Source organism: Nostoc sp. XA010 (assembly GCF_020829625.1).
Lineage (GTDB): Bacteria > Cyanobacteriota > Cyanobacteriia > Cyanobacteriales > Nostocaceae > Nostoc.
Map to the genome: position 1 here is coordinate 35,735 of NZ_JAIVFX010000002.1, position 20,118 is coordinate 55,852.

Sequence of the window (20,118 nt, forward strand, 5' to 3'; positions counted from 1 at the left end):
AAACATTTAAATATTTTTATCGTTAGCGATCGCTCGGCATAAATCCTGATTCTCTGTCCTGAATTGCTGTAAAGACTCATCAACAAAGCTCAAAGGTTCATCAACGAAGCTCTGAGGTTCACGAATGAAGCTCAAAGGTTCATTAACGAAGCTCTGAGGTTCACGAATGAAGCTCAAAGACTCATTCACGAAGCTCTGAGGTTCATTAATGAAGCTCAAAGGTTCATTAACGAAGCTCTGAGGTTCACGAACGAAGCTCAAAGGTTCATTGATGGAGTTCAAAGACTCATTCACGAAGCTCTGAGGTTCACGACCGAAGCTCAAAGGTTCATTAATGGAGTTCAAAGACTCATTCACGAGTATCAAAGACTCGTCCACTAGTATAAAAGACTCATTACAGCAATTTTCATTTACTTAAACCACACTCTTGCCTTCTTCTTTGCGCCTCTGCGCCTTTGCGTGAGACAAAAATCTTTCAGTAATTACGAATTACGAATTACCCATTACCCTATCAAGACTTGCACTCACACTTTCAGCATCGGGTGACTTCAATCGCTGCAAAATCTCTAAAGCTGGTTGCAAATAGGATATCGCTTTAGTGTATTCACCCTGCTGTTCTGCCAAATGTCCTAAACACCACAGAGTAATTGCTTTGCCTTGGACATCTCCAATGCGTTCTTTTATTTCCAAAGACTGATTGAAAAGTGCGATCGCTTCATCCACTTCTCCTTTGTTGGCATAGAGAATTCCCAGTTGCTGCAACGTCGCCGCTTTGGTTTGAACATCTCCAATGCGTTGAGTTATTTCCAAGCACTGATTGAAAAGTGCGATCACTTGCTCCACTTCCCCTTTGTTGGCTGAGATAATTGCTAGATTGTGCAACGTCGCCGCTTTGCCTTGGACATCTCCAATGCGTTCTTTTATTTCCAAAGACTGATTGTAGAGTGCGATCGCTTGATCCACTTCCCCTTTGTTGGCGTAGATACCTGCTAGATTGTGCAACGTCGCCGCTTTGCCTTGGACATCTCCAATGCGTTCTTTTATTTCCAAAGACTGATTGTAGAGTGCGATCGCTTGATCCACTTCCCCTTTGTTGGCGTAGATCATTCCCAGATTGTTTAATGTCGCCGCTTTGGCTTGGACATCACCAATGCGTTCTGTTATTTGCAAAGACTGATTGTAGAGTGCGATCGCTTGATCCACTTCCCCTTTATTGGCGTAGATAATTCCCAGTTCGTGCAACGTCGCCGCTTTGGTTTGGACATTTCCAATGCGTTCAGTTATTGACAAAGACTGATTGTAGAGTGCGATCGCTTGCTCCACTTCCCCTTTGTTGGCTGAGATAATTGCTAGTTGGTGCAACGTCGCTGCTTTGCCTTGGACATTTCCAGTGCGTTCATCAATTTCAAGAACTTGGTTATAGAGTGCGATTGCTTCATCTACTTCCCCTTTGTCAGTGTAGAGAATTGCCAGACAGTGCAGCGTAGCTGCTTTGCCTTGGACATCACCAATGCGTTCTTCTATTTCCAAAGATTGATTGTAGAGTGCGATCGCTTTTTCCACTTGCCCTTTATTGGTGTAGAGAATTCCCAGTTGGTGCAACGTCGCCGCTTTGGTTTCGACATCTCCAATCCGTTCAGTTATTTCCAAGGACTGATTGTAAAGTGCGATCGCTTCATCCACTTCCCCTTTGTTGGCGTAGAGAATTCCCAGTTGGTGCAACGTGGTTGCTTTACCTTGAACATTACCAATGCGTTCATTTATTTCCAAAGACTGATTGAAAAGTGCGAGCGCTTCATCAACTTTCCCTTTATCGCCTTTCAGCATCCCTAAATAATGATAAATTGCTGCTAATTCTTCTTCGTCTTCTGCGGGACAAAGATTTAAAGCTTGTTGGTAATAGTTTAATGCTTGATCAACCTCACCCATTTGGTGTTCACAATAAGCCATTTCTTTGAGAACACTATGGTTTTTAGTAATTTCTAAAGTTGATTGGCAGAGATGTATTGCTTCCCGAAAACGGCTTTGATTCCACAAGCGGTTCGCCAATGAACTACCTATTTTCCCTGCGATTTCTTCATCCTTCCCCAGCAACGCCAAGCGATGAATTTCTGAGTCTTGTACCTCCGTCGCACCTTCCTCTTCCCACCACAGCCGATACAAAATTTGTGCAGCTTGTTTATACAACTCTTCACCCTTGGGGTTTTCTGGAAACTCTAGCAACGGTGACAAAATCCGGGGAACACGATACAACCTCTCTTTGTTGTTGGTGAGGGTAACTTCCAACAAACCCAAAATTTCAGCGCGTTGAATATGACTTTCCCAACTTGAGATATCCTCACAAATCGGGTCAATAGCAGCTTGAGGAACAGGTAACTCATACACCAACAACTTCCCCAGCATAAGACGCAAAGCTGGAGTTTGCTGCTTCAGCAATTCCTCAGCCAAAATATCCTCACGAAATTCCTTTTCCTTATCTGCCATCTTTTGCAGAATCATCTCAACTCCCCTCTCAGCTTCTGGCGACTTCGGGGAATTTTGCAAAATCTTATCTAACCATTCCAACAGCCGAGGATTTCCATCTGCTGCTTTTTTGGCACGTTCGGGCAAATCTGGCTGAAATTGCCAACTGCCATTAAACGAATTGAGACGATTATACTTTTTAATTAAATCTGCCCCACCCAAAGCACCCAGAGGTTCGCGGTACAGACGATGATTCAGTTCCGACAATGTGAAATTGTAGCGACAGGTAATAATTACCTTGTGGGAAAGTTGGGAATTTTGAATCGCCTTCAGCAACGCCAGCAGTACATCCACAACTTGTGGTTGCAAGACATAAACCCCATTTCGTAAATCCAAATTTGCCTCAAAGTCATCCAGCACAAAGGCAAAGCGCTGTTCTTTGGTATTGAGTCCTTCAGTGAAAAACTTGGTGAGGCGCTGCATCAAGGGTAACTTGCCATTGAAAATTTCATGCCCCCGTTCCGAGGTACATTGTTCAGCAAGGGTTTTGAGCAGTTTGTCCTCATCGAGTTGCCGAAAGTTCACCAGCCTGTGATAGCCAACCATCCTTTCCAGAAGTCGCGCCGTCACAGTACTCTTACCCACACCCCCCAGCCCGTGAATTAGTACCCCCAAATTAATGCGAATTGCTCTGAGACAACTTTGCAAAGTCCGCCGTCTGCCAACAAACTCAGAGGGTTTCGCTACCCGCACCAGTTGGGTATCGGGATCTAAAAACAGTTCATAAGCAGGTTCCGGCAGTGAGGGTGGCAAATCTCCCAACACTTCCACCAATGCACCGGGACATTCTCCCTGGACATATAACCGCAACAAATGCCAGTCACGCACTTTCTGTTTAAACAAATGCTGGAAAGTGCTAGCAAGTGCTTCAGCTAATTGATATCCCGCAGCCAATTTGCCGTAGAGGTGCGCGGCGGCGGCTGTAGCTGTCCGATCTTCCACAGGCCGCCCCCAACTTAAAACAGCCCTCGCCCCTTGTGCAATAAGTGCCTCAGCCATTGAAGGGACAGCCCCTTTATCTGGTGCTTGTCCAGTCCGACACCCAGATAAAAACACCAACTTAGGAAAGCGAAACCGGAAGACTTCGGCAAGTTCTGCGGCTGTGGTTTCCTGGCGTTCCCCAACTTCCGTCTCAGTGATAAAGTAAGGCGTGTAAGGTGCTTCATCTTTAATTGAGGCGTGTCCTGTGAGGTGAAACACATCAAAGTCATTAAAATAGCGACTCCACACCTTACCCAACTCGCTAACGCAACCGCTTTCTTCCACCCGCAAATCTACAGCAAAATCTCGCGTATCAGCCAGAATTCTCGCTTCTTCCTGTTCAAACTCTAACTTTGGTTGCACATCTTCCGGGTCGGTTGCCATAAACAATACTCGCAATTGTCGTGCTTCCACAGAAAACGGTTCCGTTTCTTTCTCAATCCAGCGCAGAGGTAACACCACTGGATTAACCCGCTTGACCAAAAAATCCTCACCATCATGCAGCACTTCCCAAGGTAAATGTGCCAATTTTTGATCGGTATCAATGGCAATTACCAACCCTTCACCGCGACAGTTAGCAATTCCCCGACTCAACCACCGTCCATCCCCATCTAACCAAAAAAATAACTGCTGCCCCATTCCTAGTAGATAGGGCAGCGGTTTATAGTAATCGTCTTCCCGTTGCTTGAGTAAATCAGCGATTGCTGCTAATTTCAGGCGACGTGATTCATAGTGCTTTATTTGAGGTAGCCAATACCTGAGTTCAACTGTTTCCTGCGTACTTTCCCGAAGTTGAATGCGGATAGTTTGCACTTATTTGCTGATAGATTTGAGGATTTCCGTGATTTCCTCTATGGTAGCTTCTTCGAGTAAAATCCTATTTCCAGTATCAGGGTCAAGAATTACTACATCAAATTGCTTTCCTGGATGAGATTTATGCCATTCTTGATACCATTTGCGAATTTGTTCAGCTAAAGCCACAGCACCACCCACAATGCCAATAATAGTAGCGATCGCCGCCAAAGTTCCCTCTCTTTGCGTCGGAACTTCATAGCTTCCCGATATTCCAGGAATTTCTAGCAAAGCCTCGGCTGCTGCTGGTGCGCCTTCACCCTCAATACCGACTTGAATTCCTGCCATTAAATCACCCATGAATTTATCCAAGATTCTGTATTATTATGCGTTGAATTGGCGATAAGGTTCACACACCGAAACAGAGAGTATTGCAAAAGTATTTTCTTTGTGTTGCAAGAATTGCCTAAAATAAGGCAATAGACGCAAACCTGGAAACCCAGATTGAATCTGACTTTCAAAAATTCCGAATTACGTTAGCAATGTAGGAAGGTCATTATCAATTGCAAATTACTTTAAGTCCTTTTTTTAGCAGGTGAACAATATGGTTCAAATTCCAGTTAAAAAACTAACTTTTGAAGAGTTTCTAGAGCAATATCCTGATGGTGGCATTTACGAATTGATCAACGGAGAGATTATACCAATGGAGGCAACTAGAGCGCATAAGAATGCCGCAAGGTTTTTAATGCTTGCCTTCAATGATGAAATTAGACGCTTGGGACTTGAATATATTGCTGACAAAGATATCATCATTAGGACGTTTACTGATGCTGGGGAAGAACAAGGCAGAAATCCAGATGTGAGCGTAGTTAGTGCATCACAGTGGAACAGTAATGTTTTAGCCTACGGGGCGCTGATTGAGGCGATTCAACTTGCTGTAGAAGTTACCTCAACAAACTGGGATGATGATTATGTTGACAAATTAGATGAGTATCAGCGACTGGGTATCCCTGAGTATTGGATTGTGGATTATCTAGCGATCGCTTCTCGTGCTTATCTCGGTAATCCCAAACTCGCCACGGTTTTTGTTTACCAATTGGTTAAGGGTCAATACCAAGTTCAAAAGTTTACAGACAATGACCGTATTATTTCTACTACTTTCCCCAAACTAGAACTAACTGTTAAACAAGTTGTAGCTGCAAGTCAAATCCAAAAACTATGAGAAGTTCTAAATATGGTATGGACTCCCCTACATGCAAAAATCCATCGCACAATCCGATCGCGCCACTTATTTGAGCGCAACCAGCGTCTATTAATCGCTGTCTCCGGCGGACAGGATTCTCTGTGTTTAATAAAATTACTTTTAGATTTACAATCCAAATGGGCATGGGATTTAGGTATTGCCCACTGTGATCATCGTTGGCGTTCTGACTCCGAAGCTAATGCTCATCACGTTGAAAATTTAGCTAAAACTTGGGATATATCCTTTTATTTAGAAACAGCGAACGAACCTATAAATAGTGAAGCTGCTGCACGCGATTGGCGCTATCAAGCTTTAAGTGCGATCGCCAAAGCAAATAATTATCAATATATAGTTACAGGACACACCGCAAGCGATCGCGCCGAAACTCTCCTCTACAATTTAATTCGCGGTACTGGTGCTGATGGCTTACAAGCCCTAACTTGGCAACGCCCCCTAAATACAGGCATTATGCTAGTGCGTCCACTGTTAGAAATTACTCGTTTACAAACAGAGCAATTTTGTCAAGAATTTAAATTGCCAATTTGGGAAGATTCCACCAATCAAGATTTGCAATATGCTCGCAACCGCATTCGCCAAGAGTTAATACCATATTTGCAGGAAAATTTTAATCCCCAAGTAGAATCAGCCTTAGCTCAAACAGCAGAACTTCTCCAAGCAGAAGTAGAATATTTAGAAAAAGCTGCCCAGCAGTTGCGCGAAAAGGCTATGGGTATTGGGGATGAGGAAGATTCTCTTACTGCTCTTGTTCCCTTACGCTTAAATCGTCGAGTATTGCAGAAAGCACCATTGGCGCTGCAACGTCGGGTGATGCGTCAGGTATTGCAGCAAATACTGACTGATGCCCCCAGTTTTGAACACATCGAGAAATTAACGGCTTTAATTATAGCGCCCAACCGATCGCAAACTGATCCATTTCCTGGTGGTGCGATCGCTCAAGTAGAAGGCGACTGGATTTGTTTTAAATAGTTAGGAGTTAAAAGTTATGAGTTAGAAATTCTTTTTAATTCATAACTCATCACTCCTAACTCCTAACTTGCTAAGACGCTAGTAATTCTGGCTGAGGCATTAAACTTTGGAGAGTATGACGCAACTGAGCGATGGCTTGGACTTGATACTCACCAGTTTCATGGAATTGCTCTAAAGATTCTCCAATTCCTTGTAGCTTCTGCCGTAATCCATCTAAAGAATCTTGAATTGGTTGTAGTGCTTCTTGATAAAGATTCACTCGACCACAGCATTCAGCAGTTGTTCTTCTTAGGTATAGCAAATTTTCCTCCATCGCTTTCAGTTCTTGGCGCTTTTCATCCAAATCGTGAGTTTGATTTTCAATCATTCCCTGATTTAGCTCAATACCAGAACGAATCTGATCAATTTCACGTTCCAGCTTTTGGACTTCCTGTGAATATTCTTGTCGCTGGGTTTCAAGTTGTAACAGAATCGGTTCTAAATTAACTTTATTACCCTCTTCTTCATCAACAACAGTATGTCCTTGTCGCCGTAGCAATACAGCTTGGTGTTGCTTGAGAAACTTTTGATGCTGTAACATATTGCGGCGTTGCCCCACCAAACTGGAGTTTAGCATCTGATAGAGGTCTTTTTCATCTGTTAGTTCCAGTTCAAAATTGATATGGTCATGGTCAGATGCGTGATTTAATTTATTTTGCAGTTCATCTATAGCTTCTTGTTTATATTTCAATTCTTGTTCTTGATCGTGAACAAAGCTAGCGTCTATTTCTAACTTGTACTGCAAATCTTGCACTATCTTTTGCAGTTCTACTAAAGGCATTTTCTTTAGAGCTTCCACATTAGCTTGCTGGCCGATGACTACACCTCCAGACGCGGACAAAGAGTGAATCTGTTGATATAACTCTTCGGCGTTTCGTAGCTGCTCTTTAATTATCCGAGCATACTCTTGCTTGCTGCTAAGGTCTGCTGTATTTATCTGCAATTGGGCTGTTTGCTGGACTAGAAAATTTTGTGCTTGTTGCAATGCATTTTGGCGATCGCTAAAGGTTTGTGACAAACGCTCGACTTCTTCTTGCTGTTGTGAGATCGCAGTTTTTTGCTCCTCCAATTTTTGCCAATGCGGGGTAAGAGTAGCTTGCTGCTTTTCGACCAATTCAAAGGCCAGATGGAGGTGTTCTCTGACTGTTTCCGTGGGAGCAACACGACTAGATAACCGATCGAGTAATTCACTCATTACCCGACTTTGCTCCTCATCTAAAACCGTCCCCTGCTGGAAATCCGCAAGACGTTCCTCCAAGCGGCGCTGCTCACCCCGCAAATGCTCCCAAGCGCCTTCCAATTCTAGGCGGTTGCGCCCAACTTCTGTTTGTAACCGTTCAATTTCCTGGCGGGATGTGTTAACTTTCTGTTTTTGCTGCTCCAGTTGTTGCAACTCATCCTCCATATTGTGCAACTGTTCAGAGCGTACTTCCATGTCCATTTCACGGCGATTCAACTCTTGCGCCTGAAACGTCAGCGATTGCTTCCACTGATCAATTTCATCTTCCTTGAGCTTAAATTTCTCCAATTGGCGGGAAAAATTCTGCAAAATGTTGACTAGTGGCCGCCCTGCTTCTTGAATCCGTTGTACTTGACGGTTTGGATTCAGTTCAACCAGTACTAAAGCACCATCATTTAATTTGCTTGCTTCCTCAGCCGCAATCACTTCTTCTGACACAGGACTCCAATTCTGGTCAGTTCGCTGACAAGCTAGTAATTTCAGTTCAGTTTTACCACTGCCACTGAGTAAACCACCCTTCTGTTTTTGTACTTCTGCTAAATACAGCACACCGTTAGTCCTTTATTGATGCACTTAAAGTTTATGTTTTAGGATATACCTTGAATAATTCTGTTAACTTGTCTCACTGAACCGAAGTTTAGGAAAACAAGACAGACAAAAGTATAGACGCGAGATATTACGTCTTGATATTTATAAAAGTGAGTTAGTCGCGCCTTTATATTTTGTACTGATGACAGTGATGATGACTTCCGTGTTAACACTAGCTTTGTCAAAGTGTATTACGAAAGATTAAACTTTATAGCTGAATCTATAGCAGTTCTCCTTTGGATGCAACAGATCATAGTCAATTTAAGCCCAAAGCCATTTAAAAATAATATTAACGGCATTACAAGGAGTATTTTTTAGATAAATGCAGGGAAATCTAAATGAAATTGATATTTGCAGTATTCTGCAATTGATTGAGTTGGGACAACGAACTGGGCAACTATGGGTCAGAGCTACTAGCTCTCACCATAACAACAAACTGGGTGGAGAGGGAGCAAACATTTATCGCCTCAAACAACAGTCTTGGTTCGTCTTTTTCCTCAATGGTCAAATTATCTATTGCCAAGAAGGTGAGAGTAGTTTATCCAGAATTAGCGATTATTTACGTCATTATCGAGTCGAGATGCGACTTACCGACAAACAAATTGCCTCCTTACCATCAACCGACGCGCCAGAGTATGCCTATCTGTGGGCGCTCTTGGAGCGGAATATTATCAACCCCAAAATCGCTGGTAGTATCATTCACGGCTTGGTACATGAAACTCTCTTTGACCTCCTGACTTTACACCAAGGGAACTTTATTTTCCATCAGGGTGCGGCACTTGCCCCGCAATTAAACACTTTCGAGATTGCTCCATTTGTTACAAAAATTACTAAGCAGGTGCAAGAGTGGAAGGAGCTGTACCCACATATTCAGTCTCCAGAACAATTGCCAGTGCTATCTGACAAAGTTCACCTACAATCCTCGCTACCAGAAGCAACCGTAAATAAACTACAACATTGGGCTGATGGTAAAACATCCTTGCGTCAATTAGCTCGCTATCTTAACCGAGACATTTTGACAGTCGCTAAGGCAATATATCCTTATGTGCAACAGAGTTGGCTACAACTAGTATATTCAGACACTATTAAAATAGATACCCACACTGTTGACGGGGAATTGAAGGGAAAACACAGGGGGCGGATTGTATGTATTGACGATGCGATCGCCATCGGTGAGACTATAAATTCCATCTTACAAGCACAAGGTTATGAAGCGATCGCTCTCACCAATCCCTTAGAGGCACTGAGTCTGGTTTTTCAACTCAAACCGGACTTAATTTTATGTGACATTGCTATGTCGGAATTGGAAGGGTACGAGGTTTGCGCCATGCTGCGACATTCAAGAGCATTTCGGCTCACACCGATTATTATGCTCACTGGTAAAGATGGATTTATTGATCGAGTCAAAGCTAGTATGGTCGGGGCAACAGATTATTTAACAAAACCATTTACAGACACTGAGTTACTTATGCTCGTAGAGAAATATATCAACAACCAATGAAAATAAGGCATTGGGAATTGGGCAGAATAATTTTAGATTATAGATTCTGGATTTTGGATTGAACAATCTAAAACCTAAAAGACGCTCAATGATTCGCTAACGCAAATTGAGGGGGTATGGAGCATATAAAGTGATCCAAGATTTGTTGATCTACTAAAAGATCAGTTAAAAGATGTTATCACAGAGTCAGCTACTTAGTGAAACGTCAATATCCCGGAAAATAGTGAGAACATACAATTAATTTATACAGTTAATACTTGCGGGGGAATCAAAGAATGTTCCAAATAGGAACGTCTACATCAGGGGGTAAATAGATACTTATGAGTACAGTTCTGATTGTGGAAGACAGTATCGCGCAAAGGGAGATGATTACAGACCTCCTGAAAGCGACTGGACTAACAGTAACCCATGCCAGCGACGGATTAGAAGCATTGGAGGCAATTCAAATAGCACCTCCCGATTTAGTGGTATTGGATATTGTCATGCCCCGAATGAACGGTTACGAAGTCTGTAGGCGCTTAAAATCCGATCCAAAAACCCAAAATGTCCCTGTGGTTATGTGTTCTTCCAAAGGCGAAGAATTTGATCGCTATTGGGGCATGAAGCAGGGTGCAGACGCTTACATAGCCAAACCATTTCAACCAACCGAGTTGGTGGGAACAGTCAAACAACTGCTGCGAGGATAAGGACAAAAGCAATATGGTCAGCAAACCGGACTTTTTAAGTGGCAGTGGTCAAGACCATTTCCGACCAGAATTACAAGTAGAAAGTCCTGAAGGTGAGTTACATTTGAGGTTTTACATTCCCTCGCATCAGGAGTTTGCACTACAAGCAACTGGCATTCGGGAGGTAATTGAACTAAGTCCCGATAGAATCACCCCGATTCCTAATGCTTCTCCTTTACTTTTGGGTACTCTAAATTTACGAGGTCGAGTTATTTGGGTAGCTGATTTGGGTCAATTTCTTGGGGAAACAAGTGCATTAAACACGGATAGAGCTGAAATTTCGGTGATTGCCATTGAAGAGCAAGACACAATAGTGGGTTTAGCAGTAGAAGAAATTGGTGGCATGGACTGGTTGGATGTCCAGAATCTCATGCCAACAACTAGTGTTCCAGATACTATGGCTCCCTTTTTACGTGGAGAGTGGTTATTAGATGCTAAAAACAACAAGTGTCTGCGACTACTCGATCAAATGGCAATTTTACGGAGTGCTAGGTGGGCAGGATGAAATTGGAGGAGGAAATGGCAACAAGTATTGATAATTACGAGCCAACGTATCAACAGGCGATGACCGCCTATGTTCAAAGGAATTATGAGGTTGCTGCCACTTTAGTTGACCAAGTGGTGCAAAATTTACCAAATGACCCCAATTCCCATTTATTAAGGGGTCACATCTACTATGTTTTACAGCAGTATGATGTAGCAAAAGAAGAATATCAAAAGGTATTACAGTTGACTGACGATCAAGAAATTATTGGTTTTGCCAATAATGGAATTGAGAATATCAATCAATATTTACAGTCATTCAGTGGGGAGATTAATACATCAGATAGTCAAGAGCAAATCAATTCCCCAGAGATGTCTAATGCACTGGCAGATAGCGAACAAGAATTAGAAGATTTGGGCGCTAATGAGGATTTTGACAGCGATAACCTTGATTTGAACTTTTTTGGAGAGCATCAAGAAGCTGTAAATGGCGTTGAAGAGCTATCTTCAAAAAGTCCATTTGATCTACCAACAGAAGATAGTATTGGAACAGGAAAAATATTAGATTCTTCTACAGCTTTTGGTGACGATCCTTTTGCGTTCAAAGAACTACAGGAGCAAGAATTAAATAGCAGCAATTTTGAGGATAAAACAGAATTAGAGTTGCCTGCTTTCTGGCAAGAAGATATATCAGAAGAGAACCACGAAGAACTATTAATAAATAGTCACTTTTCAGATAATCAGATTAATTCTGATGACAATAATTCAGCTATTGGCAATAATAACTCTTCCTCTTCTAATTCAAAAACTGGGAATAACGAGAATAATTTCGCTGATTTGTTGAGTGAGCCAAAGTCTCCAAAGTTTAGTAATGGGGACTTTGAATATACAAAATCTAGTTTGGGAGACGAAACCTTACTTTTTGTTCAAGAAGAACTTAAAAATAGTTCGTCAACAAATAACAAGAGTCAACATGTGCCTAAAACCGAAGCACACGATGATTGGTTGAAGCCGGAAAAAAATGCAGCAAAAGAAGCTTTTGTGCCGGATTTATCTGATGATTTTTCCTCTTTTAGCAGCAATCTACCTGTAAAAGACAAACAGTTTCAATCAGGCGAAATCATCGGTAAAAATAGCTTTGATGACGATGATAATTTTGATATGGAAGCATTTGAGTCTGCCTTTGGCTCAGAGGGGTTAAGCCCTTATGAAGACTCAAACAATATACTGAATGGAGAAAATTCTAAGGGCAATATAGAATTTTTAGATGACTTTGAGGAATTTGATGATTTAGGTAATATTCCAGGGTTTGACCTGCTCGAAGGAGATTCTAACTTCGGCGATCTAGCAATGAATTCTGCTTCATTAGAAACCAGTGGCAGTAAACGTTCTCCAGCCGTGGAGGCTTCTGCGAGTAGTGCAGCCAGCGATCGCGAAGAGGAACTATTCACAATGACTGGTTCCCATGAAGAAGTTCCAGTCTTTAGCCAAACAGATGTCTCAAAACTAGAACCCAATGTCAGCGTTGAGCAAGGATGGTTAGCACCATTAGAAAATGCCTCCATAGAGAGGAAACAATGGTTAATTGCTGGAAGTGTGGGCATTGTCTCGGCGCTGGTTGTAGCCACAGTTAGCTTTGTCGCCACCACATTCTCGCCAGCCCAACAACGAGAATCAGTACGAAACACAGGTTGGGCAATGTCACTTGCAGCTGGGATTGCAGGTTTTGCTACCGCAGGCGTCATGGGGAATCTTGCACTCAAACAAATTCGGCGCACCACTAATGATCTCCAAGCTCAGTTTGAGGCTGTACGTCAAGGAAATTTGAATGCTCAAGCCACAGTGTTTTCCGAAGATGAATTGGGCCATTTATCTACTGGCTTTAATGAAATGGCGCGGGTAATTTTCACAACCACAAGTGAAGCCCAACGGAAAGCTGATGAACAAGAGGAAGCCAAAGAAAACCTGCAACGCCAGGTGATTCGCCTCTTAGATGATGTGGAAGGTGCTGCTAGAGGAGATTTAACAGTCCAAGCTGAAGTTACAGCCGACGTATTGGGAGCGGTAGCTGATGCTTTTAACCTGACAATTCAAAACCTGCGGGATATTGTGCAACAGGTAAAAGTGGCGGCGAAGGATGTGACAAAAGGTGCAACCAATTCCGAAACCTTTGCTAGAGCCTTATCTAGTGATGCTTTACGCCAAGCAGAAGAGTTGGCGGTGACGCTAAATTCTGTACAGGTAATGACTGACTCGATTCAACGGGTAGCAGAGGCGGCACGGGAAGCTGAAACGGTTGCGCGTGATGCTAGTACGATCGCTCTCAAAGGTGGAGAAGCAGTAGAAAATACCGTGGCGGGGATTTTGGAAATTCGAGAAACCGTTGCCGAAACCACTCGAAAAGTGAAACGGTTAGCGGAATCTTCCCAAGAAATTTCTAAAATTGTGGCGTTGATTTCCCAAATTGCTTCCAGAACAAACTTACTAGCACTCAATGCTAGTATTGAGGCGGCAAGGGCAGGAGAAGCTGGACGCGGGTTTGCGATCGTAGCAGACGAAGTGCGCCAGTTAGCAGACAAATCTGCTAAATCCTTGAAGGAAATTGAACAAATTGTGATGCAAATCCAAAGCGAAACAGGCTCTGTAATGACCGCGATGGAAGAAGGCACACAACAAGTAATTAAAGGTACAAAATTGGCAGAAGAAGCCAAGCGATCGCTCGAAAACATTATTCAAGTAGCGAATCGCATTGATATTCTTGTACGTTCGATTACCAGCGACACTGTGGAACAAACTGAAACTTCCCGCGCTGTCGCTCACGTAATGCAATCAGTAGAACTCACCGCCCAAGAAACTTCCCAGGAAGCACAGCGAGTTTCAGGTGCCCTACAACACTTAGTAGGTGTATCCCGTGACTTAATCGCCTCCGTTGAACGTTTCCGAGTGGAAACTACAGAAACCAGATAAATATGTCATTTGTCCTTTGTCCTTTCTTATTTGCTAATGACCAATGACTAATGACCAATGACCAATGACCAATGACCAATGACTAAAAAACTATGCTGCCGGAACAACAACAGCGGATTTTGGGTTACTTTATCGAAGAAGCCAGGGATCACCTGAATACTATTGAGCAGGGCTTGCTGAATTTAGAGGGTACCCTGAACGACCCGGAAATGATCAGTGAAGTCTTCCGGGCGGCTCACTCCATCAAAGGAGGAGCGGCGATGCTTGGATTGACTAGCATCCAGCATACCTCTCACCGTCTGGAAGATTGTTTTAAAGTTCTCAAAGATAATCCGGTTCAGATTGACCAAAAGTTAGAGTCTTTATTTCTCGGTGTATCTGATACCCTGAAATCACTGTTAGAGCATTTGAGTGGCCCTTATGGTCTTTCTGAAGATGCGGCTAATACTTTGATGTCAGAAACTGAGCCAGTCTTTCAATGGCTATATCAGCATCTGGAACTACTTGTAGAACAAGCAAAAAGTGGATCACATAGTACAAGCCAACTAAAGACAACCTCTGTAGAGAATGTCTCTACACTTACAGAAATTTTCCTGCGGCCAGATATTCCCAGTTTGGCAGAAGACATCCATCAGGAATCTCCAGAAATATCTTTGTCGGTAGCGCCCCAAGAGGTGCGAGACGCTCGCGGACTCGCTAACGCTGCGCTATCGCCTCTCAGTGCCAAAGAAAATAATAATTGGGGCGAATTTCAAGCCCAGGTGCTGCAAAGACTGCGGGAAATGTTGCAACTGTTTAAGCAAACAACAACACCTTCAACTCGACAAAACCTTCAGCAATGCTGTTACCAGTTAGTCAGGCTTGGTGAAACTTGGAACTTGTCCAAGTGGTGTGGTTTGTGTCAAGCAGCAGCGAGTGCGATCGGCAATCCGGAAAATACTTATCTGACGTTAGCTAAAATTGTCATTACCGAAATCAAGCAAGCTCAAGAATTAGTCCTGCAAGGTAGAGAAGCTGAAATTACAATTAGTCAGCAACTAGAAGCGCTTTTGAACTTTGCAGAAATTGAGTTGCTAGAAGTTACCACAGATTTGTTTAACGAACAATCTGTATCTTTGACAGAATCATCAACTGCGTCAGAGGCAATTTTATCTGGTAACACCGAGCCGTTAGTCATAACTAACCTAGCCCAGACAAGTGAAGAACTTAATTTAGAAGAGGATACTAGCGATCGCGCAGCGTTAGCGAGTCCGCGAGAATCTGGTTACGCCAACGTCAAGGGCGATCGCGCTTATGTTCAACAAGGGGCACTATTAAACGCTACTACTCACACTAGTCTTAGTTTTAACACACATGACGAAGTACATCCAATCAGTAGCAATCTTGACCACAATGGGCCAGAGGTAGGAATAGCTGAGTTAAATACCCTTGCTGATTTATTTGACGGAAATACTCCCGAACTAGATGAAAGCTGGCATCAAGAAGAAATCTTAGATATTGCTGCCACCGATGATTTTGGGATTGATTTCAACAGCACAGACACTGAGGACGCTAATAGCGATTTATCAGATTTCCTCTCCTTTGATGAAGAGACAAGTAACGAGCAGCAGCCAACAGCTACAACCACGACAGAAGATTTATCCCTATTATTTGGCGAAAATTTCTTAGAAAAAGAGAATTCAGAATCGCAAAATCAACAAACATCTGCTACGACTTTAGAGTTAAGCGATATTAACGTACTTATTAACGTACTTAATATAAATTTAGACTCTTCTTCCCAGGATTTACAAGAATCTATTGATACTAGTGATACAAACCTGCCTCCTGATGTCAACAAAAACGATGTCGTTGAAGATTTATTGACACTGGCACTAGATGATATCGAACTATTACCTACAGGCGAAGTAACTCAACCAGAAACTGAGGCAAACGCCTCTGTAGAACTATCTACCAACGAACAAAACAGTTTTGATAACTTATTCTTAGAAACTAGAAATGCAAATTGGGTAGAAGAAATTACTCCTAGTGACTACATAGAATTACCCCAGGAAACAGGCTTGTCTCTAGACAGCCTATTTGCTGGAACGGAAGAACAGTCACTACTACCTACAAGCGAACCAGAACTCGGTGATTTATTTGATACATCTCCTGTAACAGCACCAGAGTTTTCTCAATCAGAAAATGATCTGAGCAACTTCTGGAACCAGGAAAGCACAGAGGAACAGGACGAATTCAATTCCTTAATTGAGCAAAATGTGGAAAGGGCTTTAGAGGAGAGTTTGTTTGCTGCAACTAATGACATTTTTGCCGACAGTCAGCAGCCAATACCTTCTCCTATAGCCAGTTTTGACATAGAAGAAGATTTTGATATCAATTTCCAGCAGCAACAGCTAGATTTGATATTATCATCAGATTCTGGAGATGATTTCTTTGATGAGTTAGCACCGAGTAACTCAACCATTTCCCCTGCAATCAACGATCGCATACAGCCTTCCGCGCCTGAAACGCCTTTGTTGGCGCAGCATCCAGGGGAAGAAATTATCAAGCGATCGCAACAACCAGAAGCTTTAGATTTTGTTCCAGAATTTACTAATCAGCCACCAGAGATATCTGCTCTTGATCTGGAACTTGATTCATTCAACCCTTTCGATGAAAATCCACAACTGCTGTTTGAAGATGTCGCCACATCCACCTATATTCAGATGGAAACCACGGATAATACTGTGGATGTATCGGCTATAGAAAGTATCAGTTTTGAAGAAAGTTCAGATTTAGAATCACTTGAAGCACAGCAAGATGATTTGTTCGGCTCTTTCGATGAAAATCCGCAACTGCTGTTTGAAGATGTTGCCACATCCACCTATATTCAGATGGAAACCACAGATAATACTGTGGATGAACTATCGGCTATAGAAAGTATCAGTTTTGAAGAAAGTTCAGATTTAGCATTACTTGAAGCACAGCAAGATGATTTGTTTGGCTCTTTCGATCAAAATTTGCAACTGCTGTTTGAAGATGTTGCCACATCCACCTATATTCAGATGGAAACCACAGATAATACTGTGGATGAACTATCGGCTATAGAAAATATCAGTTTTGGAGAAACTACAGATTTAGCCCAGACAAGCCCAGAAGTTTTAGGTACTGAGCCGAACAATAACTTAGAAACTGCCTTTGAGTTCCCAGAAAATACAGATTTTGAAAATACAGAGCTGGGTTTAGGAAATGATTTATTGTTTACAGAAACTGCTCTATTAGAAGCAGAAAAGCAGGAAGATTTAGGAGAAAGTGCGACAAAAATTGATACGCAAACGGTTATTCAGGAAGGTATAGAAACCGATTTGTGGGATCTAGCAGAGACATCTGAATCTGTACCAGTGTCAGAGGGCGAAAACGCTATTGTTACCTCAATTGAAGAATTGGTAACAACAGAAAACGTTGAAGTAGTTGTTCCAGAAGATGATTTTGCCGACTTGGAAGCATTACTAGGAGAGGAAGTACCACTTAACCTCAAAGCTAGGGAGATACCAGAAGTAGATTTTGCAGCGCTGGAAGAATTGCTAGGTACAGATAACGCCAGCGATGCCAACGACGGACTACGCCAACGCCAGCCCTTCAACACTCAACCAGTCTTAGCGAAAAATGTCATTCCATTACCATCTATAGATGAATTTGGTGACTTAGAAAAGTTGCTGGCAGAAGCGGATCAAACAATATCCCATTCACCATCAGTAAAACCTAACACTAACAAAACTACCCGTCCCTCTACTCGTCGGGCTGCGAGATTTGAAGAAACGATGAAGGTTCCAGTTAAGCAACTGGACGATATGAGTAATTTAGTTGGGGAGTTGGTGGTAAATCGCAATACCTTAGAGCAGGATCATGAACGGCTGCGGCAGTCATTAGATAACTTGCTAATTCAGGTACAACAACTCTCGGATGTAGGCGCAAGAATGCAGGAGTTGTACGAGCGATCGCTATTAGAAGCTTCTCTATTAGCTGGACGCAAAAAGAAAGACTCCGGCTTCCAAGCGCCTGATTTCAATGCCGAAAGGGGTTTTAGCGAGTTAGAAATGGATCGTTTTACTCCCTTCCATACCCTGTCCCAGCAGATGATTGAGCGCATTGTGCGAGTGCGTGAGTCGGCAAGTGACATTGATTTTGTTACCGAAGAAACCGAGCGCGTAGCAAGGCAGTTCCGCCAAGTAACTACCCAGCTACAAGAGGGATTAACAAGAGCGCGAATGGTGCCTTTTGCCCAAACTATCGATCGCTGGCGGCGAGGAGTGCGCGATAACGCCATTAAGTGCGGCAAACAAGTAGAGTTGGTGATCGAAGGTGGCGATACCTTAATTGACAAGATGATTTTAGATCATCTCACCGATCCGTTAACTCACATGCTGAATAATGCGATCGCTCATGGTATTGAAACGCCAGAAGAAAGGCAAGCTGCTGGAAAACCACCCATAGGAATCATTACTATCCGCGCCTTCCATCAAGGCAACCAAACGATAATTTCTGTAGGCGATGATGGCGCAGGCATCGATTCAGCAAAGGTTAAGGCTAAAGCGGTGAAGATTGGCATGATTACAGAAGCGCAGGCTAAAGCCATGTCTCGCCTGGAAGTCTACGATCTGCTGTTCCAGTCTGGTTTTACCATCAAAGACCAAGCAGATGAAATTTCTGGTCGTGGTGTGGGTATGGACGTAGTACGCTCCGAAATTAGCGAAATTCGGGGGACAGTGAACACTGATTCTGCGATCGGTAAGGGAACCACTTTCACCATTCGTCTGCCACTGACTCTGAGTATTTGTAAAGCTCTCTGCTGCGTCTCTGATCGAGCCAGAATCGCTTTCCCGATGGACGGTGTAGAAGATACGCTGGATATACCAGTCAAAAATATCCAGCACGATGCCAATGGGGAATCATTTATTTCCTGGCGCGATACGGTGCTGCCATTCCGTCCCCTGAAGGAACTTTTAACCTTCAATCGCCAAATCAGTCGCGGTAATGTCTATGGTGGCACTAGAGATGATGATATGGTTTCTGTGGTCGTGGTGCGATCGGCAAATACCCTAATTGCTCTACAGATTGACCTAGTGTTGAGCGAACAAGAAATTGTAATTAAGCAGTTTGAAGGGCCAGCGCCTAAACCCATTGGTGTAGCTGGTGCTACAGTCCTGGGTGATGGTCGGATTATGCCCATTGCTGACGTATTAGAAATAATTGACATCTTCCAAGGACGGATTTCTACACAAATTGGTGGCAATTCTTGGCAACAGAAAGGAATTCCTGTAGACACCTCTCCTGCGAAGATTGACCCGACAGTGCTAATCGTCGATGACTCGATTACAGTCCGAGAGTTGCTCTCCCTAACCTTTAATAAGGCAGGTTATCGTGTAGAACAGGCGCGTGATGGACAGGAAGCTTGGGATAAACTCCGCTCTGGTCTGCCTTGCGATATTGTATTTTGCGACATCGAAATGCCCCGTTGCGATGGTCTAGAGTTACTCTCTCGCATTCAGAAAGACTCTAATCTCAACCACTTACCTATCGCCATGCTCACCTCACGAGGTGCAGACAAGCACAGACAAATTGCAGCTCAACTCGGTGCTAGTGGCTACTTTACCAAGCCTTATCTCGAAGAAGCTCTACTTGAAGCTGCGGCGCGGATGTTGAAAGGGGAGAAACTTGTTAGCACTACAGGTAATGTTTAGTAAGTAATCAGTAGTCAAAAGAGGCAGGGGAGCAGGGGGCAGGGAGCAAGGGAGAAAGCTGAGACGGAGCTTGTTACTCCGCCCCAGCAAGAGCGCCCTTTATGGCGGGGCTTTATACCCATGTTCCGCTCTGCTCCATGGCTTCGGGTAGGGCTTCCTCCCCCTGCTCCCTGCCCCTCCGCTTCTTGGTAATGCAAAATTATTTACACATCTTATTTGGCTCTGTGCCTTATCCATAAGGCTTACGTACAGGTAACAGAAAATCGTAGAAGACCTTGGCAGTAAAACTGTCAAGGTTTTTTACTTTTACGCTTCCTCGGTTATAGTTTTCT

Annotated in this window: 11 protein-coding genes; 7 read left to right on the forward strand and 4 right to left on the reverse strand. The window is 43.2% G+C overall.

All coding sequences use genetic code 11. The features are described 5' to 3' along the window. Positions 1 to 6: 6 nt before the first annotated feature. From LC608_RS03040 to LC608_RS03050, 3 genes are all read right to left on the reverse strand, one after another. The gene (locus tag LC608_RS03040) at positions 7 to 345 is read right to left on the reverse strand and encodes a hypothetical protein (protein ID WP_229552122.1); all 339 of its coding nucleotides are present in this window, start codon (positions 343 to 345) and stop codon (positions 7 to 9) included. A gap of 144 nt (positions 346 to 489) precedes the next feature. Beyond that, on the reverse strand, positions 490 to 4,317 hold the full coding sequence (locus tag LC608_RS03045) for a tetratricopeptide repeat protein (RefSeq protein WP_229552123.1): 3,828 nt from the start codon (positions 4,315 to 4,317) through the stop codon (positions 490 to 492). After that, positions 4,318 to 4,644, reverse strand: coding sequence for a hypothetical protein (locus LC608_RS03050; protein WP_229552124.1), 327 nt, complete (start codon positions 4,642 to 4,644; stop codon positions 4,318 to 4,320). A 256-nt stretch (positions 4,645 to 4,900) separates the two neighbouring features. Here LC608_RS03050 and LC608_RS03055 point away from each other — a divergent pair, with 256 nt between their 5' ends. Together LC608_RS03055 and tilS are read left to right on the forward strand one after the other, a co-directional pair. Beyond that, positions 4,901 to 5,518, forward strand: a complete 618-nt coding sequence (locus tag LC608_RS03055) for a Uma2 family endonuclease (RefSeq protein WP_229552125.1) — start codon at positions 4,901 to 4,903, stop codon at positions 5,516 to 5,518. A gap of 12 nt (positions 5,519 to 5,530) precedes the next feature. Beyond that, complete coding sequence (tilS, locus tag LC608_RS03060) at positions 5,531 to 6,526, forward strand: tRNA lysidine(34) synthetase TilS (protein WP_229552126.1); 996 nt, start codon at positions 5,531 to 5,533, stop codon at positions 6,524 to 6,526. Between the two features lie 70 nt (positions 6,527 to 6,596). On the opposite strand, the gene hmpF is transcribed toward tilS, so the two are convergent. Continuing rightward, the gene (gene hmpF, locus LC608_RS03065; RefSeq protein WP_229552127.1) at positions 6,597 to 8,354 is read right to left on the reverse strand and encodes a pilus motility taxis protein HmpF; all 1,758 of its coding nucleotides are present in this window, start codon (positions 8,352 to 8,354) and stop codon (positions 6,597 to 6,599) included. Between the two features lie 361 nt (positions 8,355 to 8,715). On the opposite strand from hmpF, the gene LC608_RS03070 reads away from it, so the two are divergent. From LC608_RS03070 to LC608_RS03090, 5 genes are all read left to right on the forward strand, one after another. Beyond that, complete coding sequence (locus LC608_RS03070) at positions 8,716 to 9,894, forward strand: response regulator (protein WP_229552128.1); 1,179 nt, start codon at positions 8,716 to 8,718, stop codon at positions 9,892 to 9,894. Between the two features lie 320 nt (positions 9,895 to 10,214). Next, positions 10,215 to 10,580, forward strand: coding sequence for a response regulator transcription factor (locus LC608_RS03075; RefSeq protein ID WP_069073698.1), 366 nt, complete (start codon positions 10,215 to 10,217; stop codon positions 10,578 to 10,580). Between the two features lie 13 nt (positions 10,581 to 10,593). Next, positions 10,594 to 11,124: a chemotaxis protein CheW gene (locus LC608_RS03080; protein WP_229552129.1), complete on the forward strand. Its 531-nt coding sequence runs from the start codon at positions 10,594 to 10,596 to the stop codon at positions 11,122 to 11,124. A 14-nt stretch (positions 11,125 to 11,138) separates the two neighbouring features. Beyond that, positions 11,139 to 14,069 (forward strand): methyl-accepting chemotaxis protein, encoded by a 2,931-nt coding sequence (locus tag LC608_RS03085; protein WP_229552130.1) that lies wholly within the window; start codon positions 11,139 to 11,141, stop codon positions 14,067 to 14,069. 92 nt (positions 14,070 to 14,161) lie between these two features. After that, a complete protein-coding gene (locus tag LC608_RS03090; protein WP_229552131.1) occupies positions 14,162 to 19,786 on the forward strand; it encodes a response regulator in 5,625 nt (1,874 codons plus the stop codon). The last annotated feature ends 332 nt before the right edge of the window (positions 19,787 to 20,118 follow it).

Excerpts from the sequence above, each read along its gene's own strand:
- LC608_RS03090 (WP_229552131.1), top strand. The coding sequence starts at position 14,162 with ATGCTGCCGGAACAACAACAGCGGATTTTGGGTTACTTTATCGAAGAA.
- LC608_RS03085 (WP_229552130.1), top strand. The coding sequence starts at position 11,139 with ATGGCAACAAGTATTGATAATTACGAGCCAACGTATCAACAGGCGATG.
- LC608_RS03055 (WP_229552125.1), top strand. The coding sequence starts at position 4,901 with ATGGTTCAAATTCCAGTTAAAAAACTAACTTTTGAAGAGTTTCTAGAG.
- LC608_RS03070 (WP_229552128.1), top strand. The coding sequence starts at position 8,716 with ATGCAGGGAAATCTAAATGAAATTGATATTTGCAGTATTCTGCAATTG.
- tilS (WP_229552126.1), top strand. The coding sequence starts at position 5,531 with ATGGTATGGACTCCCCTACATGCAAAAATCCATCGCACAATCCGATCG.
- LC608_RS03050 (WP_229552124.1), bottom strand. The coding sequence starts at position 4,644 with ATGGCAGGAATTCAAGTCGGTATTGAGGGTGAAGGCGCACCAGCAGCA.
- LC608_RS03075 (WP_069073698.1), top strand. The coding sequence starts at position 10,215 with ATGAGTACAGTTCTGATTGTGGAAGACAGTATCGCGCAAAGGGAGATG.
- LC608_RS03080 (WP_229552129.1), top strand. The coding sequence starts at position 10,594 with ATGGTCAGCAAACCGGACTTTTTAAGTGGCAGTGGTCAAGACCATTTC.